The organism is Pseudomonas sp. GW821-FHT09D08 (genome assembly GCF_059416305.1).
Map to the genome: position 1 here is coordinate 44,866 of NZ_JBWKOX010000013.1, position 16,641 is coordinate 61,506.

General features: G+C 61.5%; 14 protein-coding genes. 1 reads left to right on the forward strand and 13 read right to left on the reverse strand.

From position 1 onward, the window contains the following. The first annotated feature begins 44 nt into the window (after positions 1-44). Positions 45-374 carry a DUF6388 family protein gene (locus AC07OP_RS20710; RefSeq protein ID WP_281114247.1) on the forward strand — a complete coding sequence of 110 codons (330 nt, stop codon included), beginning with the start codon at positions 45-47 and terminating at the stop codon, positions 372-374. Here the strand turns inward: AC07OP_RS20710 and AC07OP_RS20715 are convergent. Genes AC07OP_RS20715 through tssE form a run of 13 tightly spaced genes read right to left on the reverse strand, consistent with a single transcriptional unit; the run spans position 350 to position 16,641 of the window. After that, complete coding sequence (locus tag AC07OP_RS20715) at positions 350-1,225, reverse strand: serine/threonine-protein kinase (protein ID WP_495102345.1); 876 nt, start codon at positions 1,223-1,225, stop codon at positions 350-352. The genes AC07OP_RS20710 and AC07OP_RS20715 overlap by 25 nt on opposite strands. Then, positions 1,222-1,950, reverse strand: coding sequence for a PP2C family protein-serine/threonine phosphatase (locus AC07OP_RS20720; protein WP_495102346.1), 729 nt, complete (start codon positions 1,948-1,950; stop codon positions 1,222-1,224). Before AC07OP_RS20720 ends, AC07OP_RS20715 begins: the two co-directional genes overlap by 4 nt. Continuing rightward, positions 1,947-5,318, reverse strand: a complete 3,372-nt coding sequence (gene tssM / locus AC07OP_RS20725; RefSeq protein ID WP_495102347.1) for a type VI secretion system membrane subunit TssM — start codon at positions 5,316-5,318, stop codon at positions 1,947-1,949. The genes AC07OP_RS20720 and tssM overlap by 4 nt, the downstream gene beginning before the upstream one ends. A gap of 15 nt (positions 5,319-5,333) precedes the next feature. Further along, complete coding sequence (gene icmH / locus AC07OP_RS20730; RefSeq protein ID WP_495102348.1) at positions 5,334-6,197, reverse strand: type IVB secretion system protein IcmH/DotU; 864 nt, start codon at positions 6,195-6,197, stop codon at positions 5,334-5,336. Between the two features lie 5 nt (positions 6,198-6,202). Beyond that, positions 6,203-7,531, reverse strand: a complete 1,329-nt coding sequence (gene tssK / locus AC07OP_RS20735; protein ID WP_495102349.1) for a type VI secretion system baseplate subunit TssK — start codon at positions 7,529-7,531, stop codon at positions 6,203-6,205. Between the two features lies 1 nt (position 7,532). Then, positions 7,533-8,018 (reverse strand): type VI secretion system lipoprotein TssJ, encoded by a 486-nt coding sequence (gene tssJ, locus AC07OP_RS20740; protein WP_065942124.1) that lies wholly within the window; start codon positions 8,016-8,018, stop codon positions 7,533-7,535. 5 nt (positions 8,019-8,023) lie between these two features. Then, entirely contained in the window at positions 8,024-9,193 is a 1,170-nt protein-coding gene (gene tagH, locus AC07OP_RS20745; protein WP_495102350.1) for a type VI secretion system-associated FHA domain protein TagH, read from the reverse strand. Positions 9,194-9,208: 15 nt separating this feature from the next. Next, on the reverse strand, positions 9,209-9,340 hold the full coding sequence (locus tag AC07OP_RS20750; RefSeq protein ID WP_083236517.1) for a type VI secretion protein: 132 nt from the start codon (positions 9,338-9,340) through the stop codon (positions 9,209-9,211). A gap of 42 nt (positions 9,341-9,382) precedes the next feature. Continuing rightward, entirely contained in the window at positions 9,383-10,915 is a 1,533-nt protein-coding gene (locus tag AC07OP_RS20755; RefSeq protein WP_115488196.1) for a sigma-54 interaction domain-containing protein, read from the reverse strand. Then, complete coding sequence (tssH, locus tag AC07OP_RS20760) at positions 10,912-13,479, reverse strand: type VI secretion system ATPase TssH (RefSeq protein WP_495102351.1); 2,568 nt, start codon at positions 13,477-13,479, stop codon at positions 10,912-10,914. The genes AC07OP_RS20755 and tssH overlap by 4 nt, the downstream gene beginning before the upstream one ends. Before the next feature lie 12 nt (positions 13,480-13,491). Further along, positions 13,492-14,499, reverse strand: coding sequence for a type VI secretion system baseplate subunit TssG (tssG, locus tag AC07OP_RS20765; RefSeq protein WP_495102352.1), 1,008 nt, complete (start codon positions 14,497-14,499; stop codon positions 13,492-13,494). Further along, a complete protein-coding gene (tssF, locus tag AC07OP_RS20770) occupies positions 14,463-16,250 on the reverse strand; it encodes a type VI secretion system baseplate subunit TssF (RefSeq protein WP_495102353.1) in 1,788 nt (595 codons plus the stop codon). Before tssF ends, tssG begins: the two co-directional genes overlap by 37 nt. Beyond that, on the reverse strand, positions 16,240-16,641 hold the full coding sequence (gene tssE, locus AC07OP_RS20775; protein ID WP_065941989.1) for a type VI secretion system baseplate subunit TssE: 402 nt from the start codon (positions 16,639-16,641) through the stop codon (positions 16,240-16,242). Before tssE ends, tssF begins: the two co-directional genes overlap by 11 nt.

A 16,641-nucleotide genomic window follows, 5' to 3' on the forward strand; every position in this document is an offset into this window, starting at 1 on the left:
ACCCGCCGAGAGCCCCGATACCGTTCCCTTTCAGGAGTAAACCTTTGACCCCACCTGGCGATAACCACCAGCGCGCCCTGGATAGATTCCTGAGCGAACATCCGGACGTGGCTCTTGAACTCAACACCCTCAACCCGCTTGCGGCCCAAGCCAAGGGCGAAACCCTGGCGCAGTACCGCGATGAACGCCTGCATGAAGCCTTCGAAGCCGAAGCAGAGCGCCAGGGCCTGTTTGCCTGGGAATTGACCCTCAAGCTGACTGCGGACTCCCATGAAGCCTTTGAGGCCCAGCGTGTTGAAGTACACAAGGAAGTGGCGCAGATGGCCGGCCTGAGCTGGGTCGAGTACTGTCAATTGCATGACTTGCCCGGATGAAACCCCAACGGCAGGCACCAGTACCGCCGCCGGCCATCCAGTGCCTCGCGCAATTCGGCAACGGAAACGCTGCGCCGCTGCGGATCCATGGCCAACGCGGAGTGCAGCGCCGACCAGCAATGCCTGGGCAATCGGCGCGGCCGCGGCAGTGGTCGATCGGGCTGGCGCTCACCCAGGCGCTGGCCCTGGGCCAATTCATAGATCACGCAGGCCGCGCCATACAAATCGGCGCCCGCTGACAAGCCCCCACCCGCCATCAGTTCCGGCGCTGCATACGCGGGCGTCCAGGCGTTCAAACGGCTGCGGTTCAAGCCCGGCAGCCCGGCTGTCTGCTGCATTTTCGACCGGCCCAGGCCGAAATCGAACAAACGCAGTCCCTGCTCACCCACGATGATATTGGCGGGCTTCACATCGCCATGAAGAATGCCCTGCTGGTGGGTGTACGCCAGCGCGTCCAACAGCTGCAAGGCCATGGGCTGCAGTTCCTGCCAGGACACTCCTTGTGGACATTCCATCAGCAGCCGATCGAGGGTCATGCCGTGCAGCAACTCCATGGTGAAGAATGCCACCTGGTGCAGCGTGTCGACTTCGAAGGAAAACACCCGCACCACATGCTCATGCCGCAAACGGCGTGTGAGGGCAAACTCGCTGTACAGCAGTACAGGGGCGTCAGGGCACGCAGAAAATGTTTCGTCCAAGCGTTTCAGGGCCACGCTGGAGGCGGGCTCACCGAACGTCTCGTGCAGCAGGTCCCGGGCGCGATAGACCACTCCCATGCCGCCTGTGCCCAGCTTGCGTTCAAGCTGATAGCGCCCGGCAAGCAAGTTCGGCGAGCTTGCCTCCTCGCTCATGGCTGGATCACGACGGCCGTAAGGTCATCCCGCGCCGGCCCGCGTAACACGTCGTTGAACAAACGCTCCACCACCCGCCACGGTGTGCCTACGCTCATGGCGCTGCCCAGCTCGCCATGGCTGAGGCCCTGGTACAGGCCGTCGCTGCACAACAAAAATACATCCCCGGGTTGAGTACTGAGCTCCAGTACCTCCAGACTCAGTGCCTGTCGGGCGCCGATCGCACGGGTCAAGGCCCTCGCGCCCGGATAGACCCGGGCCTGTTCCAGGCTCAACTGCTGCGTATCCATCAGTTGCTGCAACACGGTATGGTCACGGGACAGCTGGTACAGCCGCTGCCCGCGCCATAGATAGCAACGGCTGTCGCCCACCCAAATGCAGGCCGCACGCTGGTCTTCGAGCAACAGTGCAACCACGGTACTGCCCATGATGCCCGCCGGACCGTCGGCCGGCGCAGTCGGCACCTGCCCCAGCTGGCTGTCGAGCCCGCGCAGGCAGCGCCGGACGGCCTCGACACGCTGATCAAAACTGCCCTGATCCGGCAGCGATGCAAGACTGCTGATTACCCATCGGCTGGCCACATCCCCGGCCTGATGGCCTCCCATTCCATCGGCGACCGCCCAGCACCCACGCTGGGGGCAATCGAGAAACGCATCCTCGTTGCGCGAACGCAACTTGCCTTGAACCGTGCGCCCGGCGCTGCGCCAGGTGTGCGCCGTGTTCACAGTTGCTCCGGCAGGCGGAAGGTGCGCCATGCCGCCATCTGGAACGGGCTCGGGTTGCGCTGGCTGGTGAGCAGGTAATTGGCGCGCAGCCCGGCCAGGTCGGCCTTGAGAATGTGCGCATCCCTGCCATTTGCCGGCTCACTCTGCATCAGGTCGAAGAAGCGGAACAACGACCACTCGCCGCTGTTTTTTTCGATCCCCAGCGGTCGCTCGGCACCCCGTTCCAGCACCAGGCTGCTGCGGCTGCCAGGCGTCTCGCCTGGCCAGTGGAAGGCCACAGGCACAATCGGCCCATGACGGTATTCCAAGTGTTGGTCACCCACTCGCAGGATCGCCCGGCTGACGGCTTGATCGAGACTGTAGGGCGCCAAGGTGAATCGAACGGCCCATTCACCCTGTTCCTCGGTGAAAAAACCTTGCCGAATCATCTGGGCCCTGGCCAGTTGGTCCAACAGCGAGCGCGATATCGGCAGGCTGCGACCGTCCAGGCCCCGCAGTCGATACCGGTTGCCATCAGCGCTGATAAAAGGTCGCAGGTACGTTTCATAAAAGCGCGCCATGGAACCTCGAGGTTTAAAAAACGTCTGGAAATCGCCCAGGGCAACGTCACTGGTAGCATGCGCATTGAACGGGTAGCGACGCTGGATGGCCCTGGCGTAAAAACCATAGAGCTCGCTTTGGTAACGCTGGTTCACGTAGACATAGGTGCCATCAAGCAGATGACGCCAGGCGTGGTCGGCAATGTCTTCGAGCCAGCCCTTGAGCGGCAGCGGCAGGCGGGCGGCGGCATTACGCAGGTTGGCCAGAAGAGGCTGCTGCCCTTCCATGCGCTGCTTGACCCATGTAAACGCTGCCTGCTCCGGGGAACTCTCCCGGCTCAGCGACGACAATTGCAGGTGTAATTCATCGAGCAGCCGCAATGCCTGGGTCAGTTCAGCACCCGGGTTCTGTTCTTCATCAAGTAGCAGGTGCAGTGGTTCGAAGCGGCGCTGCAACGCACGCCGGGCCGTGTCAGGCAGCATCTGGCCCTGTAACGGTTTGACCAACGCACCGGACACCGTTGCACTTGACTCGCCGGCCTGCTGGCTCAGCGCCTCGACCCGATCATGGATCGATAACAGCCGGGTGTTTTCGCGAACCTGCTGCAACAGACGCATCAACGCCGACTGGGCGGATATCAGGCTCGCCAGTTGGTCGGCGCTGTGCCGCAGACTGTCACTTTCCTGCAGGCGGACACGACCGAGGGCGTCACTCCAGGCATCGGCGTACTCACTCAAATAACGCTGTTCCAGTGCCTGCAGCAACCGGCGCATATCCATGGCGCTGAGGTCGGTACCTTCCCCAAGTACCCAGTTATCCTGGGCAATGGCATTGACCAGTGCAGGGCCCTGCTTTTCGAAATACTGCTGGTACCTTTTGGTGTAGAAACCGGGTATGGGCGGCTCAAGGTTGGCGAACACGCCGCCATCGGCCAGTCGCAGAGGCTCCAGGCTGCGGGCTTGTTCACGCAGTGCACGGTAGACCACCTCTGCCAGCGACTCGCCGCGTAATGCCTGGCGGGCCTGGGCCACCAGTGTATCGTTCAACGGGGCTGCGAACGGTTGCTCCAGTAATCGCCCAAGGTGTTCGTTCAAACGCGTCTGCGTCGAAGTGTCCCCCGCATAACGCGCAGACCAATGGCCTGCCATGTACTCCGCCAACCACGCGTTATCACGCCGTTCGCGCAGGTTGAGCATCAGGTACGCCCGCAAGCTGTCCAGCAACCGCTCGCGCTCGCCAAGGCTGGCCTGCACCTGTTCTTCAAGCAGGGTTGCCACGTGCGGCAGTAACTGATGGCGCAGGCTCTCGTGATAGGCATCGGTCAATAACGGACGACTCACCTGCCCTTGATACAAGCCGGCTCGATCAACCCAGCGGACCTCAGTGACCGGTGGAAACACGCGGGTCGCTGCCAGACGACTGTCCAGCAGCGCCAGCAATGCCCGGCTCTCGTCCGCATCAGCTTGGGCAGGCGCCGGCGTGTTCAGCGCCTGCAACTGCATCAGACGCTGATGATTGAATGAATAACTGTGCCCCCATAACCACCCCGCCATACCGATGACCAGCGCCGTGGCCAGCGCCAGCCCTCCTTGGCGTCGATGCAGGCGGCGGCGCTCGGGGGTATGCAGCCCGGCAAGATCGGCCTCGGCGAAGATCACCCGGCGGAACAAGCCCTGGACAAACTGCGAGCGCGTATCGCCCACGTTCGCACACGTCAGGTAGAACCCTCGCAGGCCATTGATACGCTGATAGCGCTGAGCGGAAAAAGCCGTCTCGACAAACAGGCCCAGGCGGTCGCCCAGGCGTGCGACCTGCCTAGGAAAATCCAGCATGCGATCGCGGCGCTCGCCGCTACGCTCCTGATGCAAGCGTGGGATCAGCTCCGCCCCCAGGCGTTGGAGCAGCGCCTCGAAGGCCTCGCGCACCTGGGCAATGTCGGTTCCGGACGTGCCCGCCACCAGGTGCCCGCCCAATATGTCTTCCGTGCCGTCGCCCTGCTGCGCATCAAAGAACTCGGCGAACCCTGACAAACGGTCGGCCCGGGTCAACACCAGATAAACCGGCACATCCACATGCAGCGTCTGCTGGATGTCCTGCAAGCGGGTATGGACATGACGCGCGTGGAGTTCCAGGTCATGCTCATTGCCCCCCCAAAGCGTATCCACCGACAACGTCACTACAACGCCGTTGAGCGGGCGAGCCCGACGGCGCGACCTGAGCAGACCGAGCAGCGTCGACCATCCCGCCGCATCCACCGTACGGTCAGGCTGGTCCAGGTAACGTCCGGCAGTCTCCAGCAGCACGGCGTCATCGGCGAAGTACCAGTCGCAGTAGGCCGTTGCACCTGGCGTTGGCGACTCGGCCCGATCGAGTGGGAACTGCAATCCATTGGCGGCCAGCAGATGGGTCTTGCCACTGCCTTGGTGGCCGATCAACAGGTACCAGGGCAGCGCATTGCGCCAACGCTCACTGCGTTCACCGTAGCGGCGGGAGGTTTTCAGGGTTTGCAGCGCCTCCTTGAATCGCCCGCGTACCTGACTCTGCTCATCGTGGATCAGCCCCTGGCGCTGATGATGCGCCTGGTGTTCCGGCTGGTTGAGCCGCGTGGCGCGCCGTGCGCCGACCACCACCATTGCCAGTCCCCACAGCAGGAACAAGCCGCAGATGGTCAGCAAGCGAGCCGTCGCGCTTTGCCAGAACCGATGGTCATCCACCGCCAGCAATGGTCCGAAAAACCACACCAGCAATGCGCTGGACAGCACCAGCAACAGGCTCCATAACCAAATCTTGCGCAGCATCGTGCCCGCGCCCTTGAAGAATGCGTTCATTCATTGCTCCCAGCGTTACAAGGGCGTCCGAGCCTGGTCCGACGCCAACGATTGAAAAGGTTGCAGCACCGTCATGCGCTCCGTGCCCAGCACCCAGGCAAACCCTGAGTACATCGCCAGCAAACAGGCCAGTCCAACAGCAATGAGCCACTTGGCACAGAGCATGCGCACCGGCACGGCGCGGACTTTGCCTGCCTCCGATGGCGCGGCCATCGAGAGCCGATCGCCCCGCACATGCCTGATCTGCCGGTACAGCGCGTCGCGTACCCCTTCCAGCTGAGCACCTCCCCGCTCCATCACGCGGTATTGGCCTTCGAACCCCAGCGACAGGCACAGGTACATCAGTTCCAGCATGGCCACGTGCTTGACAGGGTCGCGGGACAATCGCTCCAGCAGCAGGAAAAACTTCTCGCCGCCAAAGGTTTCGTTGTGAAAGCGACTCAACAGGCTGGACCTGGACCAGTCGCTGCAGCGGCCCCACGCGGTGGTGACCACCGCCTCGTCAATGACGCTGCACAGCACATAGCGCGCCGACATCACCTGACCTTCCTCACCCCCCAGGTGCAGGGCGTGCGCTTCAAACGTCGTGATGCCCGAAGACAACCGGTCGTTGAGGGTCTGCAGGCTTTCACGGCCGGAGCTGCCCTTGAGCTGCACCACCTGCGACAACAGGTCCCAAGCCGCCGCCACCAGGATGTTGGGACCCACAGTCAGACTCTGCGCGCTGTGCAGCCGGGCGGTATAGATCATCCTGTCCTCCAACTGCTCGAAACGCGGCGGCGATGGGAAGTCCGTCACCGCCCCCTGCGCCGGACCGCGTCCCTCGCGGTCAAGCAAGACGGTTTTTTCGTCCTGCGGGTATTCACTGTCCATCCTCATAGGGTTCAGTTCCTGATAGCCCAGAAGTTGAGTTCCAGCTCGTTAAACTCGCCGCTGGCATGCAGGGCGAATCCACCTGACTGCTCCAACTGCGCGATGTCCTGGGCGCTGAGCTCGAGCATGAAATAGGTCTTGCCCGCGTGGAACGGAATCTGTCGCGGCGCTACTGGCAACGGTTTGATCCTGATGCCGGTGAGGTGCAAGTTGACCAACTCGCGGATGCGCTCCACCGGTCCAATCTTGAGATGCGCCGGCAGCCGGTGACGCAGCGTTTCCGAATCACACTGGGCGGTTGCCGCCAGGATGAACGTCGCCGTCCCCAGCAACTTGAGGTCACTCACCGGGCATACCAGCACACCGTACTGACGGGGTTGCAGCGTCAACTCAATGGCATGCTGCTCCAGCACCATCGACAGCACCGCGCGCAGGCGCTCCATCAATCCGCGAAAGCTCGCGCCTTGATCACCATGCTGGTAACGCACCTCCAATTGGGCGCGCTTGCTGTCGGTGGCGAACGTGGCCAATTCCCCAAGGATCGACAGCAGCTCGCGATACAACGTTTCCGGGCGCACCTGGGCCTGGCTCATAAAGTGGCGCAACATCAATTCAGCGCGATTGATCAGTTGCAGCATCAGAAGATCGCCCACCTGCGCACCGGCCGACGCGCCATTACCCTGGATGCGCGCGGCAATCGCGTCTCCACGGCTGGCCAACAGACTGATGACCTCCTTGACGCACGACGACACATACCCGGCGCCCTGCAAAAAGATGAATGTCGGCACAAAATCGGTATCCAGTCGCACGCCGCCTTCACGGGTGCAGTCCAGCACCTGAGCGACCTGCAGCTTCACATGGAACGGATCACCGGAGTGCTCCCCCAGCATCAGGCGCAGGTCCGGACGCGCACAGCTGATCTGGCAACGGGCATCGACACCGGCATTGGAGTCCCCGATCTCCATTTCACAGGCAACATAGCGCGCCAGGATTTCGTGTTGCTCCGGCCTGCGCACCTCAATCTGATTGTCGGTAACCAGCGGCAACGCCAGGTACACGGCTTGCCGACCGACGTTGGCAGGCACTTGCAATACCAGAGGTTCCATCGCGCCATTGAGTTCGAACAGGCTACCGTCCGGCAATAGGCCGCTGGCCTGGTTGACGACCACCTTGCCCAGGTTGAGGTACTGCACATCGATGTCCAGGGTCAGGAACCCCCAGGCGTCGCTGCCCAGCAAGCGCGTTCGGTTGAGCTGCTGATGATAGTAGCGGTCGTTGTGCTGCAAGTGCTGGGGCCGCAGCAACATGCCTTCCTGCCAGATAACGTTATGGATGTGCATCTCAATCCTCCGTCCGACCGGTCTGCGGGGCGGCCATGCGAATACCGTTCTGGTCCAGCATTATTCTGGCCCGCGTCCGTTGCTGGGGGGCAACAGGCAGCACCAGTCGCCATTGCACATGGGGCAGGTCGCGATAGGCCGCCAGTACGCCGACATAGCGGCTTTGGGGCTCGACACTGAGTTTGAGCATCAACCGTTCACCGGGTCGCAGCTCCAGCTCTTCGCTGCTGACCCAGTCCTTGGGCAGGGCCTGCTCGGCCCGTCCATAGAGGCTGAAAAAGTCGGCATTCTCGAATGCCACGGGGTGCCGCAGCGCAAGCAAATGCACCACCACCGGTGAAGGACGGCCATGAAGGTCGGGGTTGACCTCGTCACTGGCCATCAACGCCAGGTCCAGCTTGGTCAAGGTCGAAAAGGGTGAAACGCTGCTGCAGCCGGTCAACATGCCCAGTGCCAGCAGTGTTGATGCAACGGTGGTTAGATACATGAACGTCATCCCGGGTAAGCCGCATGCAGGCTGGAGACCAGGCGCACCTGCTCTTCGTAGGCCTTGCAAAAGTCGTTGCGTAATAATTGATCGCCCAACGACGCCTCGTCGGTCAGCCGTCGGTAATAGCGCTGGTACGCCCGCCAATGAGCGCCATCGGTGAGGAGCCTGGGCGGCTTGCCCTCGCGTTCGAAGCACAGCAGCAGATGACCTGGAGCAAAGGCCGCCAGCGCGCTGCGAACGACGGCACGGCAGGCCACCACCAAGGCCAACTGATGAATCTGCAGGTCCCGGCAGGCGTGGGCCACCGCCCGTTCGGGCGGCAGATGCCCCAACTCACCGTCCCCCAACAGCGCCGTCAAGGCCGTCTGGACGTCTGGACAATCCACCAACGGGTTCTGCCGCGTAAGCGCCGGGGAGGTCCAACCCAGGTGCACCTCACTGCTCAGCTCGTCGCGAGTTCGCAGGCTTTGCTGCAAACCTTCGATGGCTTGCCTGAACAACCCGGCCACCTTGATCGCAAGGGCTTCGCGACCCGACGTATCGAGCGCCCCCACCTCCATGCCCAACGCCTCGCCGAACTGCGCCCAGAACGTCTCAGGGGCTGCGGATGCAGCCACAACGGGCTGTGCAGGTGCTACGTCACTGACAGGCTCAGCCCATTGCGGTACGACCAGGTGGTCCTGGTCCACGGTTCCCGGAGAGAACGCTTGGGCGGTCGATTCCGCCAACGTGTTCAATGCCTCCAGCTCTTGCGACGACTCGCCGCGTCGTTGTTCGCGATCCAGTGCCTGAATCGGGTCCAGCCCCAGGAAAGCATCGTCTGGAATCACCTCGCTCCGCCCGAGCGGCGGTCGTTGATGCTCAATCAGTCGGGCACGAATTTCCAACGCCCCCAGTTGGTATACGTCTGCATCACTGATCTGCCGCGCGTGCCCCTTGCGCAAGCGCTCCAGGCTGCCGGATACGCCGATACCGTTGCTGCTGATATCCGTCAAAAAGTAATGGCCGCCGCGAAAACTGACCAAGCCATGGTGGCTGGATATCAAGCGTGCGGTGTCGGGGATGACCCAGTCACACGCCGTCCCACGGCCGATCACACCGCCGACACCATCAAAGGTTTTACGGGCTGGCGGCTCGCCACTGGCGGAGCACACTTCAAGCACTAACTGCATGGCAAGGCTCCCTGTTCAATGGCCACGACGGCTCGCCTGGGGGTCACCCAGTGGACGGTAGTCAGCATCGTCAAAGACATAATTGGCGTTACAGCCACCCAGCAAACACAGCACAAGCGCCACGGCTTGCCACGGACGAAGAGGCATCAGGAATCTCCCATGAAAGTAAGGTGTCCACGCATACGCTATTCAGCATTCCTCTCGAACATCGCCAACCGGGATCTTCAAGCGTGCCAGGCGGTAGAGCAGCGTGCGTCGTGCGACACCCAACTCCCGCGCGGTACGGGTACGATTGCCACGGTTCTTGTGCAGGCAATCAATCAGGAACACCCGCTCCACTCGCTCCAGGCGTTGACGCAACGTTGCATCGACAGCATCGTTGGCGGGTGCCGGTGACAGGGGCAGGTGCGCCGGCAGGATCACACCGTCGTCACAGAGCAGTACCGCGCGCTCCACCAGGCATTTGAGTTCTCGCACATTGCCGGGGAAGCCATGGCTGGACAGTTGGTCCAACGCCGCACTTGACCAGGCCACCGCTACGCGACCCAGCGCAACGCAGGCCTTTTGCGCAAAATGCCGAGCCAACAGCAACGCATCGCCATCACGTTCACGCAAGGCCGGTAACTCAATGGGAAACTGCGCGAGCCGGTAATACAGGTCCTCGCGAAAGCTGCCCTCGGCGACCATCGCGGGAAGATCACGGTGCGTCGCGGCAATAATGCGTACATCGACCTTATGGGCCGTACTGGCACCCAATGGGCGAATCTCGCCCTCCTGTAAAACCCGCAATAACTTGGCCTGCAACGACAACGGCATATCGCCGATTTCATCGAGTAACAATGTGCCGCCGTGAGCGGTGTCGAACAAACCGGTGTAGTTGCGTTCAGCCCCCGTGAACGCCCCCTTGCGATAGCCGAACAGTTCGCTTTCCAGCAACCCTTCGGGAAAGGCTGCACAATTTTGCACCACGAAGGCTTTACCACTGCGTGGGCCGGCGGTATGGATGGCGCGCGCTACCACCTCTTTGCCGGTACCGGTCTCGCCATGCAGCAGCACGGTGTAGGGCGTATTCAGCACCTTGCCGATCAAGCGGCACGTTTCATCCATGGCCTTGCTGTTGCCGATCAATCCGAACCTGGCACAGGATCCCGGCGTGCGACATGTAGGCGGCGTGACATTCACCCCAGGACTCAGACGCTGCATCAGTGCAAGCTGCCTCAAGGCAAAGCTGCCCAGTTGAGTCAATGAGCGGGTGTAGTGCTCCAATTGTTTCGGACGCCGGCTGGCGCACAGCAACACGCCCGCGAGAGTCCTGTGCCGACCGAACAACGGCATGCACGTCAACGATTGCCAAGGCGTCGCCATCGCCGGAAGGAACTGGCTTTCATAGACGCTGTTTTCCAGGTCCTCAAGACTCAAGGCTGTGCGCTGACTGAGCACATACTGCAACAGCTGCTCATGTTGGAAATCCACGCCTGAAGCCAGCTCGCCGGATGGCAGCTCCTCTGGCAAATGCTGAGCAATCAGTGCAAGCCGACCCGTCGCCTCGTCGCGCCAATACAACTGGCTGAGTTCGCACTGACTCAATTGGGCTACCGCCGCGACACACAGGTCCGGCAAGGTTGTCGCGTCACCATCGATCCCCAGGCGGGTGAACCAACCCAGCATCGCGTCGGCGTACCCCGAAGGATGGGGCAACCGGTTGAAAGCATCTTCCGTCATTGGCTGACCTCACAGACAGGGCAACCGCTGCCATCCAGGCCGGCATGCACCCGGGACAGCGATTCGCCCCCGGCCATGGCCTCCAGCAAACGATCCGTCACCTGCGCCAGCAAGTGTGCGTCGATCCATTGATCGATAGAGCGGGCACCGCTGTCACCGTCAGCGCAACGCTCGGCGACACAGGCAACCAGTTCGGGCGTATAGCTGAAGGTGAGCTTGCGCAGTTGCAGCCTTTGCCCCAGGTGCTCCAGCTTGAGCCTTGCCAGGTCATGCAGGACTTCGCCCGTGATCGGGTAATACGGCACGACATGCATTCGCGCCAATAAGGCAGGCTTGAAGTGCTTGCGCAGCAACGGACGAATGGCTTCTTGCAGGACCTCCTCAGCAGGTCGCCGGTCACCTGCGCATAATTGACCGATGCACTCGCTGCCCAGGTTGGAGGTCATCAGGATCAGCGTGTTGCGAAAATCGATTTCCCGCCCTTCCCCGTCATTGGCCAGTCCCTTGTCGAAAATCTGATAGAACAGGTTCACTACTTCCGGATCGGCCTTCTCGACCTCGTCCAGCAGCACGACCGAATACGGGCGTTGGCGCACGGCCTCCGTCAACACGCCGCCCTCGCCAAAGCCGATATAACCGGGTGGAGCGCCAATCAGCCGGGAAAGGGAATGCTTTTCCTGGAACTCCGACATGTTAAGGGTGGTGACAAAACGCCGACCGCCGTACAGCAGGTCGCCGAGGGCCAAGGCCGTCTCGGTCTTGCCCACACCACTTGGGCCAACCAGCAGGAATACGCCGACCGGGGCATCCGCCTTATTGAGCCCGGTGGCAGCCGCGCGCAGGTTGCGTTCAAGTATCTGCACGGCGTGCTCCTGACCGAGGATGCGCGACCGCAATGCATCGGCAAAGCCCAACACCCTTTCACTGCTTTCCAGGGCCAGTCGTTCGACAGGAATACCCGTCCAGGCGCTGACGACCTGTGCCACCAGACGTGGACAAACCTCAAGGCTGGCCAATGGCTGGCCGTTTTGTTGCGCGTGCAGTACCTGGCGCTGTTGGGCCAAGGCATGTTCAAGGGTGTCGGTGTTCTGCCCTGCACCACGAGCAGCATCCAATTGCTGGCGCAGCGCGAGCACCTGCTGCGCCGATGCTCGCTGTTCCAACCAGTGTTGCTCCAGATGTTCACGCTCGCGCTCCACGGTCTCCAGGCGCAGGTTCAACGCGTGCAAGGCCTGCTCGTCCACCGGCAGCCCGGCGTCCCTGTCGCGATTCAACGCCTGGCGCTGTCGCGCGCCTTCCGCCTGCTCGGCGTAAAGGCGTTGCAATGCCTCGGGCGCCGTCTCCCAGCTGGTTCTCATGCGGGCGCAGGCGGTGTCCAGCACATCCACCGCCTTGTCGGGCAACTGCCGCCCAGCCAGGTAGCGCGCGCTCATGTGGGCTGCCGTGACAATGGCATCATCCCGCACATACACGCCATGGCTGCGCTCATACGCCGGAACCAGGCCGCGCAGGATCGAAACCGTCTGTTCAACACTGGGTTCGCCGACCTGCACGGGCTGGAAACGCCGCGCCAATGCCGGGTCTTTTTCGAAGTACTTCTTATATTCCGACCACGTGGTGGCGGCGATAGTGCGCAACTCGCCACGGGCCAGGGCGGGCTTGAGCAGATTGGCAGCATCGGACCCACCTGCCTGGGCGCCTGCGCCCACCAGTGTATGCGCCTCGTCGATAAACAGGATCACCGGGGTTGGCGAGGCGTTGACTTCATCGATCACGCCTTTGAGGCGCCGTTCGAATTCCCCCTTGATCCCGGTGCCGGCCTGGAGCAGGCCCATATCCAGGGTCAACACCTGTACGTGTTTGAGCGGCTCGGGCACCTCTGCGCTGGCGATACGCAGGGCAAGCCCTTCAACCACAGCGGTTTTACCCACCCCGGCTTCGCCAACCAGGATTGGATTATTCTTGCGCCTGCGCACGAGTATGTCGATCAATTGGCGGATTTCGGCATCGCGACACAACACCGGGTCGATACCGCCCTCCCGGGCCTGGCGGGTCAAGTCATGGGTAAAACGCGCCAGCAACGCATCGCCGCCCGGCACAGGGTCGAGTTCAGGCACCTGGCTCAACAAATAACTGCACACACGCTGTGCATCCAACCGACTCAGTACCGCCTGATAACCACTGTCGGCATGTTGTAACGGGTGACGCAACAGCGCCAGTAACAGAGCGCCGTGATCAACGTCCGCCTGCCGAAGCTCCAGGCGGGCCACCATCAGGGCGTGCTGCAGCCATTGCACCAGGGCCTGGGCAAACACCGGATTACACGAGGCATTCGTGCCAGCTTTGGGGTGCAGGGCCGCCTGCAGTTCGCCTGGCTCGACACCTGCATCCAACAACGCCCTTACCAGAATACCGTGGGGGTATTCCAGCAGGGTCAGCAGCAGGTCCTCCACCAACACTTCCCTGCCGCCGCGGGTCACGCAACGTTCCGCCGAGCGCTCAAGGTCTCGGCGCGCCTGGGGAGTCAATGTCTGGATAAGTTGCTGCAGGTCCACATTCTTCATAATCATTCATCCCTAATCAGCGTTGCTGGCCACAATGACCACACCGTCGGCACACCCATGGGCCAGCCAAGTGGTCCAGCCGAGGCGGCAGACGTTGTGTTCGCCGAGGTGCAACGGCCTGATCTCCTCCTTGAGCAGTACCAGACGCAGGTCATAGGCCAGAGGGTCGCGCACCGTCAGCCGCAGCAATGCGCACAGCAACGGGTAGTCCACACCCGTAGGTAGAAACTCATGGAAACGCTGCCAGCCCAGGTCCTGCACATGCACCCTGAACTTGCCGCTGCGGTCGGTGACCCGACAACCCAGCACCTGGTCATGACCGAGCACACTGTTGGTAGCACCCAGCCGATTCTGCTGGGGGACGGCAATAACCACCGAGCGTTCCACCCACTGCTCGACGAACAAGCGGGTGTGCTTGAAGTAGTAACGCAGCACCGTCTCGATCAAGGCTGCCGAATGGGCCCGCAGGCTGAGCAACCCCAGGTAGGGTAATAGCTGTTTGCAGTTCAATTGGGCAGTCGCGCGCAGGTGATGGCCCTTCAACCCGATCAGGGCAAACATCTGCTCGGAAAAGACATCCCGGGCGCCAGCCTGGAAACACGCCCGGTAGCGGTACTTGCGCCAGATCGGCAGCATCAGCCGCTGCAACCGATGATGAAACAGGTCGAGAAAGTCCCGGGTAGCCTGACCTCCCGCACCGTCAACAATCGCCTGCTCGCCATAAAATGCCGGCAATGGCGAACCTGAGCCGCACAGCCCCAACACGTTGAGGCAAAGACGCGCGCGCAATTGACCGTGTTCAACAAAAAACTCCACCCGTTCAATATCATGACCGGGGAAACCAAGACCTGGGTTGGCTTGAAACTCCAACTGGTCATACAGCGCGTCGTCATCCAGCATCGGATGAGCATCGCGTAAACGCCTGATCACCTGCAAAACCGCCTGGAACAGCGAGTATTCGCGGATGACGCTGGACAGTGCCGTCAAAGCAGGGGCTGCTGGCCCATCCGGGGTGGCCATAGGTACACGTCTCCTTGTGTGCTGATGACTCGCAATTCGTGATAGGTATTAAGGCTGGCGTAAAGCGCGAAGAATTCGTTGAGCACCGACGCGAACACAAACACCTCGCCCTGGCCAAGAAAACCTTGTGGATCAATCGTCAGGTCGATTCGCAAGCCCCTGAGCGGCAAGCCACGGTGCAATCGGTCGACAGCCGAGTGCCTGACGGATCGCAATGCGCCAAGCTTTCTCTCACTGACTTTCTGCGCCTGTCGGTCGTGGTAGCGCGGCAGGTCGTAGGTTTCGAGGATGACCTTCAAGGCATTGATGTCGGTCAATGACAGGTAGTTGAGCGACATGTTGCTGATGAGCCGCCAGAGAAAATCCTGCTCCAGGGGCGGCGAAAAACTCGCGGTCGGCGTGCAGATATTACGAAACGACAACCCTTCCGGTGTCTGCTCGCAAGGCTGGTTGATCTCCCCGATCTGAAGCAGCCGAGGCAGGTCGTGGTTGGTACACGTCAGCTCGACCGACAGGGTTTCCGGGCCAAGCTCCGGTGCATTGGAAAAACCTAGCCAGGTATCGAGGCCCGCGTGCTGTGCCGATGCATGTTGGCGAATGCTGTAGCTGGCGGAGGCCGCCGACAGTGCGTTATCGCTGTCATGCTCGAAGGATTCGAACGGTACGTAGGTCCGATACCCCGACCCGCCGGGACGCCAACCGGTGACACTGTCCACGGAAAATACACAGGCGTTTTCCCGTGAGTATTCCCCCGGTATCACCAGGTATTCGTCCTGCTTGCCGTCCAGGCGGATCGGTACGGCGTCATGTTTGAACAAATTGGCGATGGGCGTGCAATACAGCTTCACGTTGTCCAGGGTGGGGTGATGGGGCTCACGCCATGGGTTGCGCAGTTTGAAACGCAGCACCACTGCACGCACCTGCTTGAGCAACTCATGGGGCAAACCGTGCAGTACATCCAGCCCCACCACATCGACAAACAGGTACTTGTCAGGAAAGGCGAAGTACTCCTGCAAATGACGATATCCATGAAAGGTGTTCATTGGATACGGAATCAATGCCTGCTCCTCGCTGAATCCCACGGGGCGTACCGGGTCGGCACCCAATCGCAACGAGAGGGGTTGCCCATCCTCCCCACTGACCGGCAGGCCATCGCGGCCCAACGGTAGCAACTCGATACCCTCGAGATGACGCAACAGGCTCAGGTACAACCCTTGGCCGATGTGGCGATCACCCGCCAGGTGCAGGCGTAGTTGATCGAACGTCCATTCACTGAAGTTGCCCTCGGCACTCATGCCCAGGTGCAGACTCAACAGCGCATCTTCACCCTGGACGCTGTAATCCAGGGCGCTCAGTTGCAGCGGCAGGACTTGGGTGGCGTAACAGGTACGGAAGCGGCAACGCTCGCCCTTGACGGCGGCACTTTCGACCGGGGTATCCCGCGCGACCATCACCCCAGGGCCGACGTGCTTCAACGGATCAAACTGCAAGATGCTGAACGCGGGCATCGGCCGCATGTAGTTGGGCCACAGCAAATGCATCAAGGAATGAGTCAGCTCAGGCAGCTCATCATCCAGTTTCTGGCGCAAGCGACCGGTGAGAAACGCGAAGCCCTCCAACAAACGTTCCACGTCCGGGTCCTGGCCTGGGTCGGCAAGAAACGGCGCGAGCGCAGGGTTGCGTTCAGAGAAACGCCGCCCGAGTTGGCGCAACGCACTCAGCTCGCTCTGGTAATAGCGATTAAAGGACATCCGGCAAAACCTCAACCCGTCCGGGCTCGCAGAGTCGTGCAACGAACACCACAGGCTGCTTGACACCCGCCGCCATCAGCGTGGCCTCAATGGAGAACGCCTGGGCCAGAGGGTCGTGATCGCGCGGCAATGCCGTAACCCGCACCTGCTTCAATCGTGGCTCGTAGGCCCGTATGAATCGCTCTATCAACAAGCGCGACTGGCTTAATGACTCATGCAGGCTCTGGTTCATGTCATTAAGATCGGGCAAGCCGTAGTCCGGTAATGTCTGAACACTGCCCGCACGGATACTGAGCATTTTCCCCAGGTGGCTGGCAATGGACGTCACGCCACAGGCATGTACGGCCGCCGGGCGTTCGAGGCGCTCGAAAAGGCTATGTTTGTGGGGCAT